We start from the raw sequence: 23,449 nt of genomic DNA on the forward strand, positions 1-23,449 counted from the left end.
ATTTATGTGTATTGTTCTGTTTAATGACCAGTCACAACCACTTGCGAATCGAAATCCCGTTACTAATTTCAAGACTATAAAACTGTAGCCAACATGAACGAAAGGGGTCAAATCTTGACTTCAGACATCAAAGGTCTAGATTTATAGTTTACTACTCATTGAGTGAATTACTATGTCTAGGCCGCTGCGAATAGAGTATGAGAATGCGTTTTATCATGTGATGAATCGTGGGAGAGGGCGTGAAAATACCTTCTTGAGCGATGACGACTTTAAGTGTTTTTTATATTGCATTGAGCAAGCAAGCCTTCGCTTTAATATTGAAGTGCATTCATATTGTTTAATGACCAATCATTACCACCTGCTAATCAAAACCCCCGATGCAAATTTAGGCAGAGCCATGAAGCATATTAATGGCCTTTATACCCAATACTTTAATCGAACACATAACACAGATGGTGCGTTGTTTAGAGGGCGCTACAAAGCGGTGCTTGTGGATGCAGATAACTATTTATTACATGTTAGTCGGTACATTCACCGTAACCCAATTGAAACGAACACACCGTTGGTAGAAGAGCTTGCTAAGTATAAATGGTCTAGCTATTCAGCTTTTATTAAAAGAGGAGCGACACCGAAATGGCTCGTCCGAGATTTTATATTTTCGCTGCAAGGCAAAAAGCGTAAATATGCTGCTTATAAACAGTTTGTTGAATTTGAAAACAATAAAGAAATAAGCGCTTTTTATAGTGCTAAAAAGTTATTGTCGGTTTTGGGTAGTGAGGACTTTATTGAAAACATAAAAGACTATATTGCCAAGTCAGATAGCGAAAGCAAGCTTGTTAGTAAAAAGCACTCAGCAGATGATGTTATAGCTTACTTAGCTCAATACTTTAATGTTGAAGTTGATGAGATTATAGCGGTTAAAAAGGGGCGAAAAGAGAAAAATTTACCACGCTGGTTTGCTATTAAATTATGCCAAGATTTAACAGGATTAAATTTGCAGGCTTTAGCAGATGTTTTTAATGTTGAACACTATTCGGCAATATCGAAAGCTGTCGGTAGGTTGAATACATTAATGGTTGAAGATAAAAAGGTTAAATTACAATACGGAAAACTTCGAGATTGTTTGATGTCTGAAGTCAAGATTTGACCCCATTTGGTTTTTAATGGTTGAAGATAAAAAGGTTAAATTACAATACGGAAAACTTCGAGATTGTTTGATGTCTGAAGTCAAGATTTGACCCCATTTGGTTTTTGGTTTTAGTGTTGAAGTAGATGATATAGTAATGGTTAAAAAGGGGCGCAAAGAGAAAAACTTACCCCGTTGGTTTGCTATTAAATTGTGCCAGGATTTAACGGGATTAAATTTGCAGGCTCTAGCAGATGTTTTTAATGTTGAACACTATTCGGCAATATCGAAAGCTGTCGGTAGGTTGAATACATTAATTGTTGAAGATAAAAAGGTTAAATTACAATTGGACAAGCTGCAAGATTGTTTGATGTCTGAAGTCAAGATTTGACCCCATTTGGTTTCAATTGGACAAGCTGCAAGATTGTTTGATGTCTGAAGTCAAGATTTGACCCCATTTGGTTTGTGGTTTGAAGTCAAGATTTGACCCCATTTGGTTTGAAGTCAAGATTTGACCCCATTTGGTTTTAAGATTTGACCCCATTTGGTTTTCCATTTGGTTTCATTTGATTTTTGGTTTTCGTGATTTTTGCAGTTTTTTTATACATTTATTTACAATGGATTGACATGAATTCTTGTACCTAAAAAAACTTTAGTATTTAATGAGGTTCTATCCTTTTGTTGTTCATTGCTCGTCAATGGTATGGCAAAGATGAGGAACGGAAGGCCCATTAGATTACTTTTCACATAGGAAGTGGTTTTATATTATGAAAATCAAAATTTTAAGTTTAGCTATATCGGCTGTATTGTTAACTGGCTGTGGGGGTTCTGATAAAAAAAGCACACCGACTGTAGTCCAAAGTGTGTTTGAGATCCAGCCATTAATGACGGTTACGGGCAAGGAAGATAGCCCATCAGCTATAGTCATTAATGCCAATAAAGTCCCTGATGGCGCTGAGGCCATAGTTTTAGAATTAGTAGAACAACCTACGCTTGGTGAGATATCGGGTATATATCCAAATTTAAGCTACGTGCCGGTGGCAGACCAATTTGGTGACGATACCTTTAGCTTTAAACTAAAAAAAGGCATTAAAGAAAGTAGCACGGTAAAAGTTAATATTACCCTTGCGGCTGTTAACGATGCGCCAGTAATTACAGGAACTCCTGCTGCTACTGTGCAAGCTAATGAAACGTATCATTTTGCTGCCGCGGCTTCAGATATTGATTCTGAGCAATTGAGTTTTAGTATTGACAATAAACCTGATTGGGCGACGTTTGATACTGTAACTGGGGTATTAAGTGGTATGCCTTCAAATCAGCATGCAGGTAAAACCAGTGGTATTGTTATTCGTGTCTCAGATGGTGAATTTGAAGCTGCTTTACCTGCATTTGATATTGAAGTGATTGCATTATCTTGGGTTAAACTCGGTGATTTACCGGGCTTTGAAGGTACGCATTTAAATGTTCAGTCAACCAGTGATGATCTGTATGCAGTGACACATAACTTTGCGATTGCTGCTGCTTCTTTATGTTCAAGTGCCGAACCGAGCGCTCCGAGGTTGTCACATTGGGATATAGCACAAAATAGCTGGCAAAAACTGAGCTCACCGCAATCGAGTCGTTATTATTATCAATCAGAACTTGTTGATAAAAAGCTTTATCTCTTTGGTGGCACCGAGGCGTGTGCAAGTGGGGCAAATGCACAAGCTAATATGGAAGTGTATGATACACAAGAAAAAACCTGGCAGACGTTTGCAGCACCTACCTTTGCGCCGTTTATTAATCCGCTACAAGCGAGTTGTTCATTTAATGATGAGGTCATTGCGTTTTCTAAAAATGGTCAACAGCAACGCCTTAATCGTTTAAATACAGTGGATAACAGCTGGCAAGCAACAGAACTACCTGAGAGTTTGAATGAAATACAGCATTGTTTTAGCAAAGGTGATGCGCTTTTTGTTATCCAACGTCAATACGAGCAATTACTGTTAAGTCAATTTGATGTTGCTACACAAAGTGTTTTAAATTCAGAGTTAATTCCTGATTTTGAAGCCGGTGTTTATTATGACACTACACTTATAGGTAATACGTTATACCTGTTAAGTGCAAAAAACTTTGTGGAATTTGATTTTGATTTAATGCAATGGAAAACGCTTACCGCTAATCCGTTTGCGGTTGAGGTGCAAGATACGACTAGCTATTATTTACGTGATTTTAAAACGGTTGCCTATGGTAATACTCTGCTGTCGGTTGGTGGCGCTTATACCAATTATTATGGTAAAGCCATATATCAATATATTCCGCAATAATTTATATCCATAAAACTGATTTAAAGGGCTCACAGAGCCCTTTTTTATTGCTGATTTACCTTATTAATTAAAAATTAAGCGTCTAGCGATGTAGAGCAAAGTGATCATCCATTATAAAGTTCCGGTCAAGCAGGCTGCTGTGTTTTCTTGACCTTTTTATTCTAAAAGCCAAACGCCCCTACTTTTTAAACCAATTTAAATATGGCTATGGACCTAGTAATGGCCTCGATTGGTGAGAATACGCGCTATGGCTTGGGTAAAGAACGCCCTATGAATTTAGATATTTTTAGCATCATTGATGATTAAGTAAGGCCCTTGGTCTCCGTCATCGTTTACTACCAATATCAGTCCTGTTTCTGGCAGTGTATATACACTGCCTAATAACAAATAAATTTAAAATTAGTTATCTTCGATAACAATGGTGCAGGCAGCAGGGCTTTCACCAGTCATACTTATTACTGCCGTATACCCGTTATGACTTTCATCGTAAATGCCATCATCAGAGTAGTGTTTTTTTGTTTTATCAGCCGCTTTATATGCATCTTTAGAGCTACTATAAGGCGTTTTACTATGCTGTACTTTAAAATAGTTCTGTTTATTTACTGGTGTTGCGGACATAATTGCCCAACCAGATTTATTACCTGAAATTTCAATGCTCATAGTAATATTTGAACCCGCACCTTTAGCATGAACACCTGCTTCCCAAAGCTCCCCAGGGTTAATTTTGTTGCCACCGTCAACATCTCGTAAACTACCATGGTCAATATAGTAATCTACACTTATTGTTGATTTTGTAGCATTCCTTATACCAACAGCCAAATCGTTGCGATCTTTATTGCTACCAAAAACACTAGTAATTAGCTGATTAACATCAATATTAAAATTAGTATCGGTACCCATAATTTATTTCTCCATTGTAAATATCTATTTCATTGTCAAACAACATAAAATTCGTTGTTAATAAAATGTTAGGTTGGATGATTTAAGATATCTATTACAAATTATTACACCCAATACTCAATTGAGTGTAATTAGGAAGGTCGATTAAAAACTCAATACAAAAACTCGTCAGGGTTGCAATTATTAGTGACCCTATGCTTTTTTCTATTTTTACTTCTAGCAACACATGCATTTATAGCGTTATGTAATGCTGTGTAATATTTTTACGCTTGTCTTCAGCTATCTTTATAAAGAGTGTCCATCGCTCACCTAAATCAACTAGCTTAAATCTTTAAGGTGTCTTGGATAACCAACCAAGATCCTAACTTATTTTTATTTAAGCCAGCGATATTGCACAACGTTCACCGTCACAAAGGAGCAAATTATGAATGTGCAAAACAAAACGGGCCCGTCGGTAGCAGTAGATACAGAAATTGATGCTAATATTCTTCTCAGCAGTGCGCAAAAGCAAAAAATTAAAGTGCGTGATAGCAAGTATAAAGCGGCTGATTTATCTTGTCTGAGAGCAATTGCACAGGCTGCAATTAACGTCGAATTATTTACAATCCCGCTTTATATGAGCGGCCTCTATTCGATTCAAGGGACACACCAAATTACAGACTCGTCGAAACTGTATCCCGGCCGTTATTGGCCAGGGCTTGGTCCTACGGCTGGTTACATTCCTGAAATAAGACGTAATCAGTATGATGTTAACTTAACTGCTTTGTTTGACACCGACACCTCAGCTGGAAACAGTGATGATGCAAATAAACCAGCCAAAAAATATGAACTGTCTGTTAATCAACAAGTGTTCAACGGGGTATATAGTGTTTTTATTGAAGAAATGCTGCATCTACAACTGGCCTCAAATATGGCAAGTAAATTGGGCCTCACACCGAGCTTTACTAGTCAGGCGTTAATTGACGAAAAATATGGTTGGAAGTGCTACAACAACAAAAGTAGCATTCCACATATTTTGAACTTTGCGGACTGTACTACCGATTTATCTAAATTGAGCCCTGCGGTTCAAGCTTATTTCAAACAAATTTTTCCCAATAAAACGCTACAAGATTTACGTGTTAATGCAACAGAACTCAGTAAAGAGCAAACGCTGCTATTTATGTTGATAGAAGAGACTGAAGAAAATGCTCACAAAATTATTCAACCAGAGTTTTTAAAACCAAACGCAGATACACAACGACCAAAATACTTTGAACAAGCCCCATATGACTGGTGGAAACCGAATTACAAGGAAAGTGACTTGCCGCTATTTGGTTCAATTGGGCACATGTACTTAAGTTATTGGGATTATATTCAGATCCAATATGACGATGGAACTAGTTTGTTAGATTACGCAGCTATTCAGCCTACCTGCGAGGCTAGTCAGCGCGACTACTTCAATGAGCGCCCTGGAAATGATGAATATCAAGCACAATTTCCGGGCATTATGGGTTCGCTCAACGTAAATTCAGATCATACAGCTCTCAAAGAAGCCTTAATGAACAATGTGAATGCCATTACGGATCAAGGTGAGGGTGATGGTGTGGCTGACATGCTTTGTAAACGTTGGGCTAATGAGATATGGGCGCAAAACTTTCTTGCTTCTAAGGAGTCGCCATCAAACGATGCTCACCCGAGTACAGTCGCAGAAAAGTTCCAACCAAGCGCTGATGCATTAAAAGCGGATTACCCAGCAAGCTGCAGTGAAGATCCTATATCAGGCTCAGCATGTGCACGGATCACCAATAAATATAAAGATCACTTTCAAATTTTCACCGATACGCTGAAGCTGATCGTTGACTTTGAATCCCCTTCATCAAACTCTAGTGAACGCTACATGACATGGCCTACATGGTTTGCTGATGGCAACACTTGGAGCTGTGAATTATTAGATCCCAAAGGGGGCGATATAGCACATGCGACTAATCCGCAACTCCCAGAGGTAGCAAGCGTAGTGCAAGCGCTCAATAATCTGCGGCTCACGACTAATATTAATGACACTCACCAATTATTTAGTAGTTCAGCAGTAGGTACAATTAAAGGTCTCACAACAGCGCTAGATCGCTATTGGTCGGGTAAAACTGAGGAGTTTCCGGGTCCAGCAATGGGAGGTTCTGGAGATAGAATTTCGATCTGCTGGGCAACTACAGGAATAGCGCCAGATTTAGTGAGCGGTATCGACCCACAAAGTGCGGACACGCTTTATCATGCTTGCCAAGGAATGAGTTATAACAACATCGGCACTAATGATTTACCACCTCCTGAGGTATATCACAGCTGTAAAGGTAGTAATGATTGTAAAGCGCAGGGAGGTTGTGGTTTTGTGCATAGCACAACGCCAGGTGGCAGCTGTGGTGGCAGTGTATCGAGCGGGCCAAAAAGTGCACCAGCCGATAATAAGTGTAATAACTTGGGCGGTTGTGCAGTACCTATTTCGGCGTCTCAACTTTTCCCGAAGCTTTCAGGTGATGACCAAGAATACGATATGCAGTTATTTAAGTTTAACCTTAAAGATAACAGCTTCTCAGCAATAGATTATACTTACCCAAAAAGCCAAGCCGCTCTCAGTGATAAGTCAGATGAGTGCGTATTAATGCCTTATAAAAAAGGTGACGCTGTATACAACATTGCTTGGCAAGCTTACAGTAATGCTAATGGCTTGTTGGATGATAACGGTAAACCGCCTGAGCAGCCAATGCCTTCAGATATTCGTTTAGCACTTCCTCCTTCAACTTGATAGGAAAGAGCGTATGACAAATCTAACTCGGACGCAGGATTTTGCTGCGTCCGCTATCGAAAAGCTAACTGATCTTGGGTTTGGTGTTGGCCTCAGAAGTCAGCATTATCCTTATATTATGTCCCATTTGGAACACGATACATCACTTGGTGTTGATTGGTTTGAAATTATCAGTGAAAACTATATAGATAACCACGGATATGGTAGGTATGTGCTCGATAAATTAAAGGAACAATACCCGCTAGTTATGCATGGCGTATCAATGAATATTGGTAGTAGCGATCCAATTAACTTTGAATACTTACGCAAGCTCAAAGAGTTAGGTGAGTTTGTTAACCCTCAACTTATTTCTGATCATCTATGCTGGACAGGTCTTGCTGGTTTAAATAGTCACGACTTGCTACCAATGCCGCTAACTGATGAAAGTTTACAGCACGTTATTGACCGCGTTGATCAAGTACAAGACTTTTTAGAGAGGCCTTTAGTGCTTGAAAACCCGTCAACTTATCTTGAATTTCAACACTCTACTTTCACTGAAAGCGCGTTTTTTTGTGAGCTCGTCAAAGCAACAGGATGCGGTATGTTATTGGATGTAAATAATGTTTTTGTTAGTAGTTTTAATCATGGTTTTGACGCCGAGCAATTTATTCGCCAATTACCCCTCGATCACATTGTTCAAATACACCTTGCAGGCCCTAGTGATTGTGGAGACTGTTTGATAGACACTCATGACCAGCCTGTCCCCTATAAGGTTTGGCAGCTTTACCAATTGGCGCAGCGCTTAACTGGGGGGACTTCGACCTTACTTGAGTGGGATGCCAATATTCCCAGTTTTTCTGAGCTGGTTGGAGAGTTAAACAAAGCAAAGCTGGTACTAGCAGGTCATATCCCGGAACAAAATACGATTATTAACACTAACGCGCTTTCAACCCCCATAGTTAACGAGCGTTTAGATGCGGCACGCCACACCATGTCTAAGCGAGTAGAGTTAGATCAATGAAAACACCAGACTTAATACAAACCCAGCAGTGGCTTAGCACCGTTTTAATGGTGCGAGGTGATTTGCCACAAAAGCTTAATACTGCTGCTTCACAAGGCTTAACTTTATATAAGTGTGTTAAAAGCAGTGGCACCCTTAATGCCATGCGAAGGGTCGACATCTATGCTGCAGGTTATGTGATGCGTTTAGTCGAGTGCCTTAGGGGGGAGTTTGCACTACTTTGCCAGTTCATGGGTAAGGAAGTATTTGATACCTTCGCTAAAGCTTTTATTGTCACCTTGCCATCGGAGTCTTGGACTATGCACCAGCTAGGCTCGCGCTTCGCTGATTTTTTAGCGCACACAAAACCCACAGGCGATTTTAGCCCGCATCAGCAAGCTATGTTTTGTCTACCCGCAGAACTAGCTAAATTTGAAAGAGCAAAAGCATTAACACTTTTGAAGCCAGGGCCTGAAACAGCACACAAAGTTTTGTCCATTAGCGAAATTGAGCTACTTTGCGGTATTGCGCAAGACTTTATAATAGCAGTACCTGAGTCCGTACAGCTTATTCAAAGCGATTATCCTTTACTGCCTTTAGTCGCTGAGCTTGAGCAAGGTAAGTCATCTCTTGTGCCCACACCAGAGCAAACGTATATTGCCATATCACGCCACCAATACCGCTTAAAAGTCACTATGTTAAACGACTGGCAAACCGATTTCTTGCTTCAGCTAAAAAAAGATCAGCATTGTTACAAAGAGGCTGTCGCCTATTGTTCAGATAAAATGAATATAGAAACACAAGTATTAAAGTCTCAATTAGCTATTTGGATCCCTAGTGCCGTGAATATAGGACTGTTTACGCTACACAAAAATTAATTATCACCTTTGGTGAGTTTCTTATTCCTCGGCTTGCTGAACGGTGTTGGGCTGGTTTTACCGTTATGGCTTGCATCTGCCTTTAGTTTCTCCTTTTATTGGGATTTGAGGCTGTATTTAGTAAAACCACAAAGGGGTTCAAAATTGTAAAATACCGCGCAAGTTGGTCGCGGTTTTTCCTTGATTTTTTATTCACAGAGTTCAAGTGTTTTATTTCAACCCAACAATTAAATGGGGCACCAACTGAAAATACAGTTAAGCTCTTTATTAGAGGCCTTACGTAATTTTTTAGGGGTGACTGATTGCAGGCAGATTATTGAAACATAGTGATAAATTCACTTCCCGTTTTTGTGAAATTTAGGGTGTAATTAATCGATACAGACTAAAGGGCGGCCCCTTACTGAAATAGCTTATGCCTATTATGTTATTAGCAAGCACTTTAAATATAACTTTTATTTTTAAATCTTATATAATTTAAAAATTCACCTTCAAAAAGAGATTACTATGATTCGTAGAACTCTCATTCTTTTTTGCATTTTCTGCTTTAATATCGGCTTGTTAAATGCCAGCGAAAAAGATAAAACCATTACGTTTGCAGTTGGCCATGATCATGAAAAAATGCTGCAGGAAAATTACCCAATCTATCGTGCGAGTTGGCAATTTTTAAATCAAAGCTTAGCTAAATTGGGGTATGAGGTGGATGCCATTGTTTTACCTTGGGCAAGAGCAAACTATTATACTCAGTCAGGAAAAGCTGACGGTCTATTTTTAGCGGCTAATCTACCAGGAAGAGAGCAGTGGGCGGTATTGTCAAACCCAATTGGTATGGGGGCATTTGGTGCTTTTTATCATAAAGATAGAAAAGGCGAAGAAAATGTTATTGCGAGTGTTCGTTTAGGTGTACATGACAAAATATTAAAAGGTTATCATACTTATGAGTTGTTAGAAGTTGCCACTGCTCAACAAGGGTTTAAACTACTTTATAATCAAAAAGTAGACCGTCTTATTATGTCGCAGAGTTATGGTGAATACTTGTTAAGTAATGAATTAATTGAATTTAAAAACGAAATATCATTTGATTCTGACGTTATTGAGAAACGTTCAATTCATGTTGCATTTGCAAAAGACATTACTAAAAGTTTGAACGCAATGATTGTAGTAAATAAAGCAATTGATTTAGGTATAAACGACGGTATATACCATAAAGTTATGACTAAAAATAAAGTACCTGAAAGTATGTTTTTGTCTAGTATTGATAGAAAGTAGGCATACCTTATCTATTTTCAATCGCTTTAAAGTCAGTAGATGAGCGAAATTGTCTAATGGATGATTCCTTCACTTACTTTACACTTTTTCACTGAGCTACTTATACTTTGCTATTACCAAAGCGTCTAAAAGAGATATTAAATCTAGGTCCTATTGTGTTATCACCTTTGGCAATTGCATGTTCATAATTATCTTGAAAGCCTTTGCCCATCAGCAATAAAGAGCCATTTTCTAACGTGATATTATAGCGTTCATGTGTGATGGTTTTTGAGCGAATTAAAAATTCTCGCTGAGCCCCAATACTGATTGAAGCAATCACATCTGTAGAGCCAAATGCGGGTAAGTCACTATGAAAGCCTAAGCTTTCTTGCCCATTGGGGTAGTACAAACATACCGCGACAGCCAAATTACAACCGGTGCGTTCAGTGATTTGCTGACGTAACTCTTCAAGCAGGGGGAAACTCTTTGTTTGTCTGCCATGATGCAAGGAGAAACTACCCGATTTAGCAAGTTGTGAGTCTAAAAAAATCATTCGCCACGGTAAAATATGTTTTTGTGATCCATCGGGGAAATCTATAACCTCAGGCTCTTCGAGATCATAGTTGCTCCTCAGCCACTTAAAAAGCGTTTCACTTTGCGCTGTAGACATGAAGTGTGAGTAATAATGGGCATCACAAGACAGTGGTAATTTCATGGTTTTTATCTCAGCTACACTCAAATATGAATATAAGCATATCAGTATTTTGAAGAGTTGAAGTGTTTAGACTCCTCATCAGCCGTGCCTTGCGGCGTTAATACAAGTTCATCAACGAGTGCAAGCCCGATTAAGGCGCCTTGCGTTGAGCTTTGTTGCTCTTCCGGCTGTTTATAAAAAGATATTTTGTAAATTAAAACAATAAACCATTAAGGCGATAAGGCCATAGACTCTGTGTTTAAGTGATGGTGGGTTACCAGTATTTACAGTGTCACAGTTGAACCATGCTCAACTTTGATTAACTTAAAAATACAGTAATAATGAAAATAAGAACAAGCTGATTGCTTAGTAATTTAATAAAATGATGCTTTGAGGAAAGCTTACATTAGCTGTGTAATTTTTATAGTTTATATTGGTGAAATATTTTTATTTCTTTCTTAATAATTGATTTTAAAGATATTTATAGGTGGTCTTTTTTTTGCTTGGTTATTGTTTTTTAACCCTTTAAAAATATAGCAATCAAAAAAATCATTTAAGGAAGAAAAGTTATGGCAGAGTCATTTAAGTATGCAAATAATAAAGGACATGCAGGAGAGCTTCATCAAAAAGCTAATGAAGATCACCCCGTAATGACAACCGCACAAGGTTGCCCTATCAGTGATAATCAAAATTCATTAAAAGCAGGTCAACGCGGACCAGGACTATTGGAAGATCATGTGTTACGAGAAAAGTTGTTTCACTTTGATCACGAGCGAATTCCTGAGCGAGTTGTTCACGCAAGAGGGTATGGTGCACATGGTTACTTTGAAACGTATGATGCTTTAGATGATTTGACTTCTGCTGATATTTTTCAACGTAAAGGTGAAAAAACACCTGTTTTTGCACGCTTTTCAACAGTGGCGGGTAATCAGGGCTCGCCTGATTTAGCACGTGATGTGCGAGGTTTTGCCGTTAAGTTTTATACGCAGGAAGGTAATTGGGATCTGGTAGGCAATAATATCCCAGTTTTTTTCATTCAAGACGCGATGAAGTTTCCCGACCTTATACATAGCGCAAAAGCAGAACCAGATCGTGGTTTTCCACAAGCGCAAACAGCCCACGATAATTTTTGGGATTTTGTAAGTTTGTCGCCAGAATCCATGCACATGGTTATGTGGGCAATGTCAGATAGAGCTATCCCGCGCTCATTAAGGTTTATGGAAGGATTTGGCGTTCATACTTTTAAGTTTATTAATGCACAAGGTGAAGAAAAATTTGTTAAGTTCCACTGGAAACCTAAAGGCGGTATGCAGTCAGTGGTTTGGAATGAGGCATTGAAATTAAATGGCGCTGATCCTGATTTTCATCGTCGTGATATGTGGGAATCAATTAATAATGGTGACTATCCGGAATGGGAGCTGGGCATTCAAGTATTTGATCAAAAATTTGCTGAAGAGTTCGAGTTCGATGTTTTTGATGCCACTAAACTGATACCCGAAGAGCAAGTACCAGTTAAAGTTATTGGTAAAATGGTACTCAATCGAGTCGTAGACAACTTCTTCGCAGAAACCGAACAGGTTGCATTTTGTACTCAAAATATAGTGCCTGGGCTTGATTTTACTCCCGATCCTTTATTGCAAGGCCGTAATTTTTCGTACCTAGATACACAAACCAAGCGGTTAGGTGGCCCTAATTTCACACAAATTCCTGTTAATGCACCAAAATGCCCGATGAGACACTTTCTTCAAGATGGCCACATGGCAATGCAGAACCCCAAAGGCCGGGTTAATTACGAACCAAATTCATTCAGCGGGGATGAAAACAATCCGCGAGAGTGCCCTGTACACGGATTCAAAAGCTCAGAATCTGAAACTGGCGGGGGTAAATTACGCTATCGCTCAGAAACATTTAGTGATCACTACAGCCAAGCGCGCCAATTCTATTTAAGTCAAACTGACGTTGAGCAAACGCATATCCAAGATGCTTTAATTTTTGAGTTATCTAAAGTAGAGCATTTACGTATCAGAGAACGTGTGGTTTCTCATCTGTTAAATATTGATAACAAGCTTGCTGAGCAAGTTGCATTGGGTTTAGGTTTACAAACTATGCCAGATGCCGCAGAAGCGGCGCTTGATACCCGTCATGATTTACCAGTATCTGATGCGCTAAGTATTTTAAAAAATGCGCCAAATACATTTAAAGGCAGGAAGCTTGGTATATTAGTAAGTGATGGTTTTGATGCTGAAACCTTTAATTTATTAACACAAAGCCTTAAAGAGGAAGGTGCAAGTTATGAAATTATTGCGGCTCAAGTTGGTGGTGCTAAAAATAGTAATGGCGAGATTATTGAGGCCGATCAAGTTATTAATGGCGGTCCTTCGGTGCTTTACGACGCAATAGTTCTGCTTACCACTAATGAAGGCGCTAAAAAGTTTGCTGAAATACCGGAGGCGAAAGATTTTGTCAGTGATGCTTATGCACATATGAAGTATATCGGCTTTAGTGATAAAGCAACTCCTTTAATCGAGGCTACTGGTTTAAATGGACAGCTTGATGATGGCTGGTTGGATTTAAATAAAATTTCCGCAAGTGAGTTTGTCTCAAAAATTCGTAATCTTAGGTATTGGAGCCGATAAATCGCACAAATTGGGGCTAGTGAGAACTAGCCCTTGTTATTGATGGCACCGTTTGATTTGAGGATTACAAAAATTTAAAGGAATAAAATGAAACTAATTTATGTCGATGATAACTTGCCGGGCATAACTCGTAAGAGGCATGAAAACCAATGGGTTTATTATGATCCTGCAGGAAAGAAAATACATGATAAAGATGAAATAGAGCGGTTAGACAGTCTCGCTTTTCCCCCCGCATACAAAGATGTATGGTTATGCCCAGAAGAAAATGGGCATATTTTAGCTACTGGCTACGACAACAAAGGCCGCAAGCAATACTTTTATCATCCCGAGTTTAGAGAGCAGCAAGAGCTTAAAAAGTTTGAAGCATGTGTTTTATTTGGAAATAAACTGCCTTTGTTAAGAGCAAAACTATCGGAATATTTGCGAGGTAATGAGCTTAATTACCAGCGCACAATCGCAGCTGTTGTACGTTTAATGGACCTTGGAGCTCTGCGCGTTGGTTCTAAAAAAAATGCCAAACATAACAATAGTTTTGGTGCTACGACATTACGTAGCCGGCATGCAAAACTAACGGGTAAAAATATTCGCTTAAAATATAAAGCAAAATCCGGTAAGCAAAGAGAAGTGAACATAACAGATAAAGTGCTTAGCTCTATCATACAGCAGTTGCAAGATTTGCCTGGGCAGAGCTTATTCCAATATATCGATGAAGGCGAGTGTTGTGATGTTACCTCCAAAGAAGTGAATGAGTTTATTCAAAGTGTTATGGGTGAGCAGTTTAGTGCAAAACATTTTAGAACATGGCGGGCCAGTGTTTTGGCATTTGAAGTCTTACATAAATCAAACGGCCAGCTTTCGCTTAAAGATATGTTAGGTAGCGTTTCAAGTAATTTAGGGAATACCCCAGCAATAGCTCGTAATTCATATATTCATCCAAAGTTGATTGAGCTGTGTAAAGGAGGTAAGGAAGCTCTAAAGGACTTTAATAACTTAGACAAACTACCCCGTAAGACTAAGTACCTGAGTCGCTATGAACGTGGATTGTTGATATTTTTAGAAGAACAATGCTAATAACTTTTAGGGTCTGTTGATATTTCAAGGTTGAATTTTCAGCAGTCTGTTTGGTATTTAGGCAAGGCAGAGCCTATGTGGTGTGGTTATTCCCCATAAATAGGTGATAACGCCGCATCAATGGAAAACCGGCGTTGCCCGAAGGGTTCAGCCTAGGGGCAATTAAGTCCTTGTTACTCGGTTTTTACTTATTCTTACATGGATGTAAGCCAGTAGAATAACGCAGGAGCAGTTATCGAGCCTACTAGGTTACAAACCTAGCGCCGCGATTAAATCGCCCCTAGTTTGAACAAATTTTAATCCGCAAAGGTCAACAGTCCCTAATCTCTTTGTAATTCTACTCATATTTCAATTGCTTGAGTGATACCTATGTGTGTGAACTTTTTACAACTTCTAGCAACTTTTACTTTAAAACCTAGAGTTTTACTCTGCTTTGTTATTTACCTCTCTGATTTTAAAGGATTAAAACTTTGGTTTGAATATTGCTAATTACTAAGCGTACTTTCTTAAACAAATAAAGGAGTTATTATGAGTACTGTTATTACTGGGTTATTCGATAATGCATCACAAGCAACATTAGCCATTTATAGATTAGAAGCTTTAGGTGTAAGTGAGGCGGATATAAGCATTGTCGCTAACGACTCGTATACAAAGGAAGACTTTGCTGTAGATGAAGGTACCAAAGCTGCAGAGGGCGGTTTGCTGGGCGCTGCATCTGGTGGCATGTTAGCTGCAATTATTGGTGGTTTTACCGCTGTTGGTGCAGTCGCTTCGGGTGGTGCCGGCTTATTAGTTGCAGGTCCTTTGGTTTCAGCACTTGCAGCTGGTGGTGCAGGTGCTGCCGTTGGTGGGACTTTAGGTGCAGCAATCGGCGCATTTATTCCAGAACATGAAATTAAGTATTATGAAAACGCAATTGAGAAGGGTTCAATACTCGTCGGTGTTAAATATAACAGCGATAACAAAAATAGTATTGAAGAGATTCTTGATAATGCTGGTGCAAGCAAGGTTTCAAAAGCGTAATATTTTAGAATGCACTATAAGTATCTAAAAAGTAAAAAGGTGGAACTGCGTTCCATCTTTTTACGCGTTTGATTTTAAAACTATCTGAGTTTGGTATATTAATCTATATTGGCAACCAATGAATTATTTAGCCCACCTTTATCTAGCAAAGCCTACTGCTGATTCTCATTTTGGCAACTTACTGGGAGATTTTGGTGGTCAACGGCAGCTAACGCATATACCTACAAGCGTTAAAAACGCGCTTGATAATCATTATTTAGTGGATAAATTTACTGACGCACACCCTTTAGTTAAAGAGGCAAAACAGCTTTTTTCACCCAAGCGCAGGCGCTTTGCTGGCGTGGCTATAGATGTGGTGTTTGATCATTTTCTGATTGCGCATTGGCAGCAGTTTAATAACCAATCATTAATTGATTTTAAGCACACCAGTTATGGGCTTTTGGAAAAGCGTATACCTGTAATGCCTACTCGAATGCAACATGTAGTAACCAGTATGATGCAAAACGATTGGTTTAAAGAGTATGAAAGCGTTGATGGGGTTGGGCGGGCGCTTGATAATATTGCTAAACGGATTCGCTTTACTAATAATTTTGCAGGCACCGCTGAAGATATAACCCGACATTATAGTGAGCTAGATGGACTGTTTTTAGCGTTTTTTCCTGAGCTAATTGAACACGTTAATGAGTTTAATTTGGAAAGCGCACCAAAGTAGAGTGCGCTTACAAAATAAGTGGTTTAGTCGTCTGGTCCTTTTAAGGTAAATACTAAATGTTTACGCATATCTTTTAAAATTACGCCTTTTTTTAGCATGGCACCGCTTAAGCGCTTTTGCCATTTTAATAACTCAGGCTTTGCCGAAGTTAGTGCCTGTTGGTTTTCAAACTGAAAACACATTAGTAAAGAGCCCGGAAATAAATGATATTCCACATCAAACCAGCACTGCAGCATACCTGGAATTTCAGCACGGCCTTGCTCTTCTATTTTGTCAGCAACATTGAGGACGAGTGCTTGTTGTTTAACTTGCACAGCAGATAGTTTTTTCATGGGAGAAGATCCAATTTAGAGGCTAAGAATACAGCCGGAATAATACATTATACCCAAGCTTTCAGGGTGATAACAATCTTAGCCATACTTTAAATTAGATGGCTCATAGTGAAGACTGGTTGTGGTTAGTTTAGTAGTTCAATCGGTTTGAATACACTATTTATCAAGGGAAATTATGAATCATATAGTTGTTTTTTTAGTTATTATTTTTATGTTGTCAGGGTGCTCTGAAGAGCAAGTTTCTGAGCAAAAATTAAAACCTGTTTCTGCCATTGAGTTAAATAAAACTAAATCGTTTGATAGTCGTATTTTATCAGGTGTTATCCAACCTGCTAACACAGCCACTTTAACATTTGAGGTTAGCGGAAAGGTCGAAGACGTTTTTTTTGAAATTGGTGAGCCTTTTAAAGAAGGTGAGCCGTTAGCTAGGCTGGAACAAACAAAATATTTATTGGCAGTGCAAGAGGCCAAAGGACAGGTCTCTAATGCAAAGGCTACGATGCTAAATGTTAAGCAGGATTTTGAACGTAAAGCGTCACTGGTTGATGATGGTGCGGTGTCTGGCGCGCAATACGATTTAGCAAAGTCGCAATATGAGAGCGCCAAGGATAAAGTCGATATTGCTCAAGTGCGACTAGCGATGGCAAGAGAAGAGTTAAAAGATACCACGTTAATTGCGCCCTATGCTGGGACTATCTCAAAACGTAATATTGAACCTTCGCAACAAGTCAGCCCTAATATCTCGGCACTTTTAATCCAAGGTAAAGAAAGTTTTGAAGTCTCAGCGCTTGCGCCTGAAGGGCTTCTCTCCTCGTTAACTATTGATAAACCGGCAAAGGTAACTATTTCAGCTTTAGATAAATCGTTGAATGCCAAAATTAAAGAAATTGGCTCAGCTGCTCAAGGAGCGAATGCTTTTCCTATTATTTTAAAAATCTCAGCTAATGATATCGCAGGTATCAGAACGGGTATGAGTGCAGAAGTGCAATTTAAACAACAGCAGGGAGAAAGCGATGGTTTTATGGTGCCTGTAAGTGCAATCATGGCAAAAGAAAATAACCAACACTTTGTTTTTAAACTGATAACAACAGCGCAAGCTGACTCACAACCAGCTGGCTACGTTTTACAAAAAACAACAGTGGATGTAATGAAATTTTTTGCGCAAAAAGCGCAAATTAAAGGAGATTTAAAAGAGGGGGAACAAATTGTTAACGCGGGAATGGCTTTTTTACACGATGGGCAAAAAGTAACGCTTATCGAAGGCGAAATTAAGCGCCTTAATCCATAACCCGCTACGGAGATTTAAACGATGAAGATCCCTACTATTTCAGAGCTTGCTCTTGATCATAATCGCCTTATGTTAGCTATTGTTTTTGGCCTTATGTTATTTGGCGCCTTTAGTTATTATCAACTACCAAAGCAAGAAGATCCTAAAATAAAAATTCGTGAAGCTGTTGTCACAACCGCTTATCCGGGGATGAGCGCAAAAAAAGTAGAGTTGTTGATCACTAAAACACTCGAAGAAGCTATTCGTGAAATGCCCAGTATTGCCGAAATTCGCTCAGTATCTATCCCTGGTCGTTCTATTATTCACGCTGAGCTTAAGCAAAGTGTTGAGCAAAGTGAGTTTGATCAACAATGGGATAAACTGCGCGATCAAATAAACGCAGTGCGTGATGACTTACCCAATGGGACATTGCCTTATGTAGTAAACGATGATTTTGGTGATGTTGCCGTATTAACAGTGGCACTTATTGCTGATCCTGCCTACAGTATGGGCGATCGCCAAGATGTGGCGCAACACATTGCTGATATGCTGCATCAAGTTGAGGGCACTAAAAAAATTGATATTTTGGGCATTCAACAAGAGCGTATTTTTATTGAAATTGAAAATGCTAAGCTCGCTCAACTGGGTATTGCACCTGACCAATTAATTGGTGCTTTAAAAAACCAAAATATTATACGCCCTAGTGGGGTTATTGACGCCAATGGCAAAAACTTTATTATTCAACCTTCAGGAAATTACCAAAACCTTGCCGATATTAGAAATACACTTATCAGTGTGCCTAACCAGCCTGAAACAATATTGCTGCGCGATATTGCTAAAATAAGCCGTAAAGTGGTCGATCCCCCATCAAGAACAAGTTATTACAATAATCGCCAAGCCATTATTTTTGCCATATCTAAGGATGAACAAGCGGATGTGCTTAAGTTCACTCCTAAAATAGAAGCGATGATAGCGCAAATTAATCAAACTATTCCTGCAGGCTATCAATTAAAAAATATTACGCGCCAAGCCGATGTGGTTGAAGATGCCGTATTTGGTGTGACTTTTAGTGTTTTGCAAACCATCGTTATAGTATCAGTTGTGGTAGTGATGTTTTTAGGCTTACGCACTGGTCTGATTGTGGGCTCGATTGTGCCAGCAGCGATTTTAATCACGCTTTCAGTTATGAACTTTATGGGTATTCCATTAGAGCGTATGTCGCTAGCTACTTTAATTATTGCGCTTGGTCTTTTGGTTGATGATGGCATAATAATGGCTGAAGATTTTAAAAAGCGTATCGAAGATGGCGAAACGCGTGATGATGCTATTCGTAACACTTCAGGCACTCTTGCGATACCGTCTTTAACTTCATCATTAACAACTATTCTTGTGTTTTTACCCCTTATGTTGGCACAAAGTAGTGCCGGTGAATATACGCGCTCGATCTCCTTGGTGGTGCTAATTGCATTACTTACTTCTTGGGCGCTAAGCCTGACATTTACTACTTATTTATGTCATCGCTTTGTTAAAAAAGAAACGAGGCAAAAGCAAAATATTGTTCGACGTAAAATTAATCGCTTTTTTGATAGCCTCACCCCGCTTTACGAAAAAGCGTTACGACAAATTATGCGTGCACGTATTGCGTTTGTTGTTGTTATTTTAGGGCTATTTTTGGTCGGTGGCTGGGCTATGAGTCTAGTGCCTGCAAAGTTTTTTCCAGATTCTGATCGAGCACAAATTTTAGTGTACCTTGATATGCCTGCGGGTACTTCAATGCGTGAAACTGACGCAACGGTGCAGGCTATTTCAAAAAACTTGGATGATAAAGAACACTTTCCACATATTGAAAAATATGCGGCCTATGCTGGATTTGGTGGTCCTCGGTTTGTTTTATCACTTACACCTATCGACCCCGAACCTTCAAAAGCATTTTTTATGATTGATGTAGGTGAACGAAAGTTCGCCGATCCTACATTAAAGAGAGTGCGTGAGATGTTTGCTCAAGATTTTCCTGGTGTGATGGGGCGTGTTACGAAAATGTTCTTAGGGCCATCTGATTCTTCACTAATAGAGATTCAAGTTAAAGGTCCTGATAGTGATTATATTTATTCTGTTAGCGATGAAATTAAAACTTTGTTGCGAAATGTAGATGGCACGTTTGATATTAAAAGCGATTGGGAAAACCGCATTACGACACTTAAACTTGAGGTTAATCAGCAAAATGCTCGTCGTGCCGGAATTAGCTCAAATGATGTTGCCCAAGCGTTAGAAACCTATTTTTCTGGACGCATAATATCCGAGTTTCGTGAAGGTGATGATATATTCCCTATTGTATTAAGGGCGCAAGACAGTGAGCGATACGATTTAGATCGAATCAACAGTGTTAGTATTTATTCTTCTGCTAAAGGCGTCAGTGTTCCTTTAATGCAAGTGGCTGATATTCGCTATGAGACTCAGTTTGCCCGAATTGCGCGTGAAAATTTATTTCGTACCGTAACAGTACAAGCTAAAAATCAAATAATGTCGGCGCAAAGTATGGTGCCCTTACTTGAAGAGAAGCTTGATAAAATACGAGAGAAATTACCACCTGGTTATGAAATAGAATATGACGGTGTAGTTGGAGACTCCGCGGAATCGCAAGCTGCAATTTTAGCTAATTTACCGCTGTGTATTGCCATTATGGTGTTTATTATCATTGCGCAATTTCGCTCTTATCGTGCCACTAGTATTGTATTTTTAACCGTACCCCTAATTATCATTGGTGCTGCTTTTGGTTTGTTGGTTATGCAAGCAAACTTTGGGTTTATGGTTATTTTAGGTTTATATGCGCTTGCCGGTATTATCATTAATAATGCGGTGATTCTGATAGATCGAATAAATATTGAACGTAAACAGATAGAGTGCTTAGAGCAACAAACCACAGAGCAGTCTAATCAACAAAACTTTGAGGCGGTAATCAATGCCTCTTTAAGGCGTTTACGACCTATTTTGATGTCTACTTGCACAACGATAATAGGCTTAATGCCACTTATTTTATCTAAAGATGTTTTGTTTTATGGTCAAGCAAGCACGATTGCGTTTGGTCTTGCTATGGGAACAATTTTAACATTAGGGTTTGTTCCGGTTGTGTATACTTTTTTCTTTAAAATAAAGCCGGTTAAAGCAGATAAAAAATAAACTCAGCGTGAGTTAGAGCAGACCCAAGATTGAGATTTTATAATAATTTTAAGCCTATTAGGTGGCAATTTTAGCCACTAAGTAGGCCTGTTTTACTCATGCTTTATTTGTTTAGATAAAAACAAGTTCGTGACATCAGCAACTTTTACTAATGACTCTTTATCAGCATGACTCCAAGTTACCTTTGAGTCTACACTTTCACAACAAATGACACCTAACGGCTTGTTATCAAGTTTATAAGTGTAATCAAGTAAAGAATAAATATTGAGTGGCTCAAAGTAAGAGTGAGTAAACGACTCGGTTACTTCGTTATTTCTGGCGTCTGAGGCGTCGAGTACTTGGTTGGTTAAAATATAGTTGAAATAAGCAGGGGAGTTTTCTGTATTTAAAACAGCACCACTTGACACGTCATCATTTTCATCAAGACAAATTAAGCAACTTAATGCGCTGTATTCTTTATTAAATAACCACAGACTGACTCGATTGGCATTAGGAATAAGCGCTTTTAACTCTTTGCATATTTGGTTTAGCTTCCTGTTACTAGAAACATTAGGATCGCTAATTTTTACTGCTAAGTTTTTGAGGTTGAGGTTTTTAGGATTATAAACATTGAGTAAGCTGTTGAGCTTAGCTTTATCGAACGGTTTTGTTAAGTAGCCATCCATGCCAATATCTAAATAATGCTCAATGTCTTGTTTTAGGGTATTTGCTGTCATAGCGATAATTGGAACGATTTTACCTGTAGGAAGCGATCTAATAGCCTGTGTGGCTTTTATGCCATCTATTTCAGGCATTTGTATATCCATGAAAATTAAGTCTACAGGGTGTTCTTTGAAGTACTTAACGCATTCTTTACCGTTCTCTGCGATTATTAAATCAGCATTATGTACCTTGAGCATTTTAACAATAATGAGCTGATTTATTTTATTATCTTCGGCAATTAAGACAGTACAACCTTGTAAGTTTGTTAGCTCAACGCTTTGCTTTGCTATTATTGGTGACAAAACAATCTCAAAGCGTTGCTCATAGGTGAACGTAGAGCCTTTACCTATTTGGCTGGTGAAGCTAAGGTGCCCCTGCATTAGCTCACTTAAACGAGCACAAATTGATAAGCCTAAACCTGTACCCCCATATTCTCTTGAGGTCGATGAGTCTGCCTGATGAAATTCTTTAAATAAATGTTCTTGAACAGTCTCATTAATGCCAAGGCCTGTATCAATAACTTCAAACTTGAGTACTTGTGTTTGCAATGTACTGCTTTTAATACTTACTTTCAGTTCGACTTGGCCAGTTTTGGTGAATTTAATCGCATTTGAGCACAAGTTATTTAAAATTTGCGAAACCCGAAGAGGATCCCCTTTAAAATTATCTGCTATTTTAGAGTCTACCGATGTAATAAGCTTTATACCTTTAGTAGACGCTTGCTGTAACTGGGGCTTTATCACATCGCTAATAACGTCATTAAGATCGAAGTCGATATGTTCAATTTCTAATTTACCAGCCTCAATTTTAGAAAAGTCTAAAATGTCATTTACAATATTTGATAAGTAATGAGCTGACTTTAATATACTTTTTAAAGTGCTGTCTTTTTCCTCTGTTGTGGTTTCGGTCATACCAAATTCAGCTAAATTTAAAATCCCATGCAATGGGGTTCTCAGCTCGTGAGTCATATTTGCTAAAAATTTACTCTTAGTGTTATTGGCCGTATCTGCTTCTTCTTTTAACTTTTCTAGTTCTTTATTGTGTGCTTTTTGTTTTTCTAATGCCATCACTAGCTTTTTATTATTAAGTCTAAGCTCTAATTGCGCAATAACCTCTTTGCCCAAAACCGTGAGCGCATTTATTTGTTTACTCGAAAGCTTTTTTGGTTTATCACTAATAACACATAACGTACCTATAGCATTACCTCTAGGAGTGATAAGTGGTGTACCTGCGTAAAAGCGAATGTTTGGGTCGTTTGTAACCAAGGGGTTATCGTGAAAGCGAGTGTCTGTCAGTGCATTTTGAACTTCGAACACTTGGTTTTCTAAAATTGCGTGAGAACAAAATGATATATCTCGTGCTGTTTCGGCTACATCAATTCCATACTTAGACTTAAACCATTGCCTGTTGGGATCAACAAGGCTTATCAGTGAAATTGGCGTTTCGCAAATATCAGATGCAAGTTGGGTTAAGTCGTCAAAGGATTTTTCAGCTTCAGTGTCTAAAACGTCATACTCATATAGGTCTTTTAGCCGTGATAGTTCATCTTCAGGTGTTGACGCTTTTATCATTATGCAACCTTGTTTTTGATGTGATTAACACTAGATAATCGAATAAAAATAATA

17 protein-coding genes are annotated in these 23,449 nt (G+C 38.7%); 13 read left to right on the forward strand and 4 right to left on the reverse strand.

Annotated features, from left to right (window positions below):
- Positions 1-172: 172 nt before the first annotated feature.
- The 3 genes from P3J6_RS00085 (at position 173) to P3J6_RS00095 (ending at position 3,432) form a co-directional block, all read left to right on the forward strand.
- Positions 173-1,147: a transposase gene (locus P3J6_RS00085; RefSeq protein ID WP_198521939.1), complete on the forward strand. Its 975-nt coding sequence runs from the start codon at positions 173-175 to the stop codon at positions 1,145-1,147.
- Between the two features lie 97 nt (positions 1,148-1,244).
- Complete coding sequence (locus P3J6_RS00090) at positions 1,245-1,517, forward strand: hypothetical protein (protein ID WP_232735455.1); 273 nt, start codon at positions 1,245-1,247, stop codon at positions 1,515-1,517.
- Positions 1,518-1,893: 376 nt separating this feature from the next.
- Positions 1,894-3,432: an Ig-like domain-containing protein gene (locus P3J6_RS00095; RefSeq protein WP_198521940.1), complete on the forward strand. Its 1,539-nt coding sequence runs from the start codon at positions 1,894-1,896 to the stop codon at positions 3,430-3,432.
- Between the two features lie 399 nt (positions 3,433-3,831).
- On the opposite strand, the gene P3J6_RS00100 is transcribed toward P3J6_RS00095, so the two are convergent.
- A complete protein-coding gene (locus tag P3J6_RS00100) occupies positions 3,832-4,332 on the reverse strand; it encodes a hypothetical protein (protein WP_138608985.1) in 501 nt (166 codons plus the stop codon).
- Between the two features lie 424 nt (positions 4,333-4,756).
- On the opposite strand from P3J6_RS00100, the gene P3J6_RS00105 reads away from it, so the two are divergent.
- The 4 genes from P3J6_RS00105 to P3J6_RS00120 all read left to right on the forward strand — a co-directional run bounded on the left by P3J6_RS00105 (position 4,757) and on the right by P3J6_RS00120 (position 10,231).
- Complete coding sequence (locus tag P3J6_RS00105; RefSeq protein ID WP_198521941.1) at positions 4,757-7,108, forward strand: ferritin-like domain-containing protein; 2,352 nt, start codon at positions 4,757-4,759, stop codon at positions 7,106-7,108.
- 13 nt (positions 7,109-7,121) lie between these two features.
- Positions 7,122-8,108: an MNIO family bufferin maturase gene (gene bufB / locus P3J6_RS00110; RefSeq protein WP_138608981.1), complete on the forward strand. Its 987-nt coding sequence runs from the start codon at positions 7,122-7,124 to the stop codon at positions 8,106-8,108.
- The gene (locus P3J6_RS00115) at positions 8,105-8,965 is read left to right on the forward strand and encodes an HvfC/BufC N-terminal domain-containing protein (protein ID WP_198521942.1); all 861 of its coding nucleotides are present in this window, start codon (positions 8,105-8,107) and stop codon (positions 8,963-8,965) included. The genes bufB and P3J6_RS00115 overlap by 4 nt, the downstream gene beginning before the upstream one ends.
- 504 nt (positions 8,966-9,469) lie before the next feature.
- Positions 9,470-10,231, forward strand: coding sequence for a substrate-binding periplasmic protein (locus P3J6_RS00120; protein ID WP_198521943.1), 762 nt, complete (start codon positions 9,470-9,472; stop codon positions 10,229-10,231).
- Positions 10,232-10,331: 100 nt separating this feature from the next.
- Here the strand turns inward: P3J6_RS00120 and P3J6_RS00125 are convergent, their stop codons facing one another.
- The gene (locus P3J6_RS00125) at positions 10,332-10,925 is read right to left on the reverse strand and encodes an alpha-ketoglutarate-dependent dioxygenase AlkB (RefSeq protein WP_198521944.1); all 594 of its coding nucleotides are present in this window, start codon (positions 10,923-10,925) and stop codon (positions 10,332-10,334) included.
- 548 nt (positions 10,926-11,473) lie between these two features.
- Here P3J6_RS00125 and P3J6_RS00130 point away from each other — a divergent pair.
- The 4 genes from P3J6_RS00130 to P3J6_RS00145 all read left to right on the forward strand — a co-directional run bounded on the left by P3J6_RS00130 (position 11,474) and on the right by P3J6_RS00145 (position 16,346).
- Entirely contained in the window at positions 11,474-13,540 is a 2,067-nt protein-coding gene (locus P3J6_RS00130) for a catalase (RefSeq protein WP_198521945.1), read from the forward strand.
- A gap of 87 nt (positions 13,541-13,627) precedes the next feature.
- Positions 13,628-14,611, forward strand: a complete 984-nt coding sequence (locus P3J6_RS00135) for a DNA topoisomerase IB (RefSeq protein WP_198521946.1) — start codon at positions 13,628-13,630, stop codon at positions 14,609-14,611.
- A gap of 528 nt (positions 14,612-15,139) precedes the next feature.
- Positions 15,140-15,634: a general stress protein gene (locus tag P3J6_RS00140; RefSeq protein WP_198521947.1), complete on the forward strand. Its 495-nt coding sequence runs from the start codon at positions 15,140-15,142 to the stop codon at positions 15,632-15,634.
- A 118-nt stretch (positions 15,635-15,752) separates the two neighbouring features.
- Complete coding sequence (locus tag P3J6_RS00145) at positions 15,753-16,346, forward strand: acyl carrier protein phosphodiesterase (RefSeq protein ID WP_198521948.1); 594 nt, start codon at positions 15,753-15,755, stop codon at positions 16,344-16,346.
- Between the two features lie 23 nt (positions 16,347-16,369).
- On the opposite strand, the gene P3J6_RS00150 is transcribed toward P3J6_RS00145, so the two are convergent.
- Complete coding sequence (locus P3J6_RS00150; RefSeq protein WP_178955050.1) at positions 16,370-16,678, reverse strand: hypothetical protein; 309 nt, start codon at positions 16,676-16,678, stop codon at positions 16,370-16,372.
- Positions 16,679-16,853: 175 nt separating this feature from the next.
- Between P3J6_RS00150 and P3J6_RS00155 the strand changes: the two genes are divergently transcribed.
- Together P3J6_RS00155 and P3J6_RS00160 are read left to right on the forward strand one after the other, a co-directional pair.
- Positions 16,854-17,966: an efflux RND transporter periplasmic adaptor subunit gene (locus P3J6_RS00155; RefSeq protein WP_198521949.1), complete on the forward strand. Its 1,113-nt coding sequence runs from the start codon at positions 16,854-16,856 to the stop codon at positions 17,964-17,966.
- Positions 17,967-17,987: 21 nt separating this feature from the next.
- Complete coding sequence (locus tag P3J6_RS00160) at positions 17,988-21,122, forward strand: efflux RND transporter permease subunit (protein ID WP_198521950.1); 3,135 nt, start codon at positions 17,988-17,990, stop codon at positions 21,120-21,122.
- A gap of 92 nt (positions 21,123-21,214) precedes the next feature.
- On the opposite strand, the gene P3J6_RS00165 is transcribed toward P3J6_RS00160, so the two are convergent.
- Positions 21,215-23,395 (reverse strand): ATP-binding protein, encoded by a 2,181-nt coding sequence (locus tag P3J6_RS00165; RefSeq protein ID WP_198521951.1) that lies wholly within the window; start codon positions 23,393-23,395, stop codon positions 21,215-21,217.
- Positions 23,396-23,449: the final 54 nt, after the last annotated feature.

Origin of the sequence: Pseudoalteromonas sp. 3J6 (assembly GCF_903995135.1) — a bacterium.
Classification (GTDB): Bacteria; Pseudomonadota; Gammaproteobacteria; order Enterobacterales; family Alteromonadaceae; genus Pseudoalteromonas.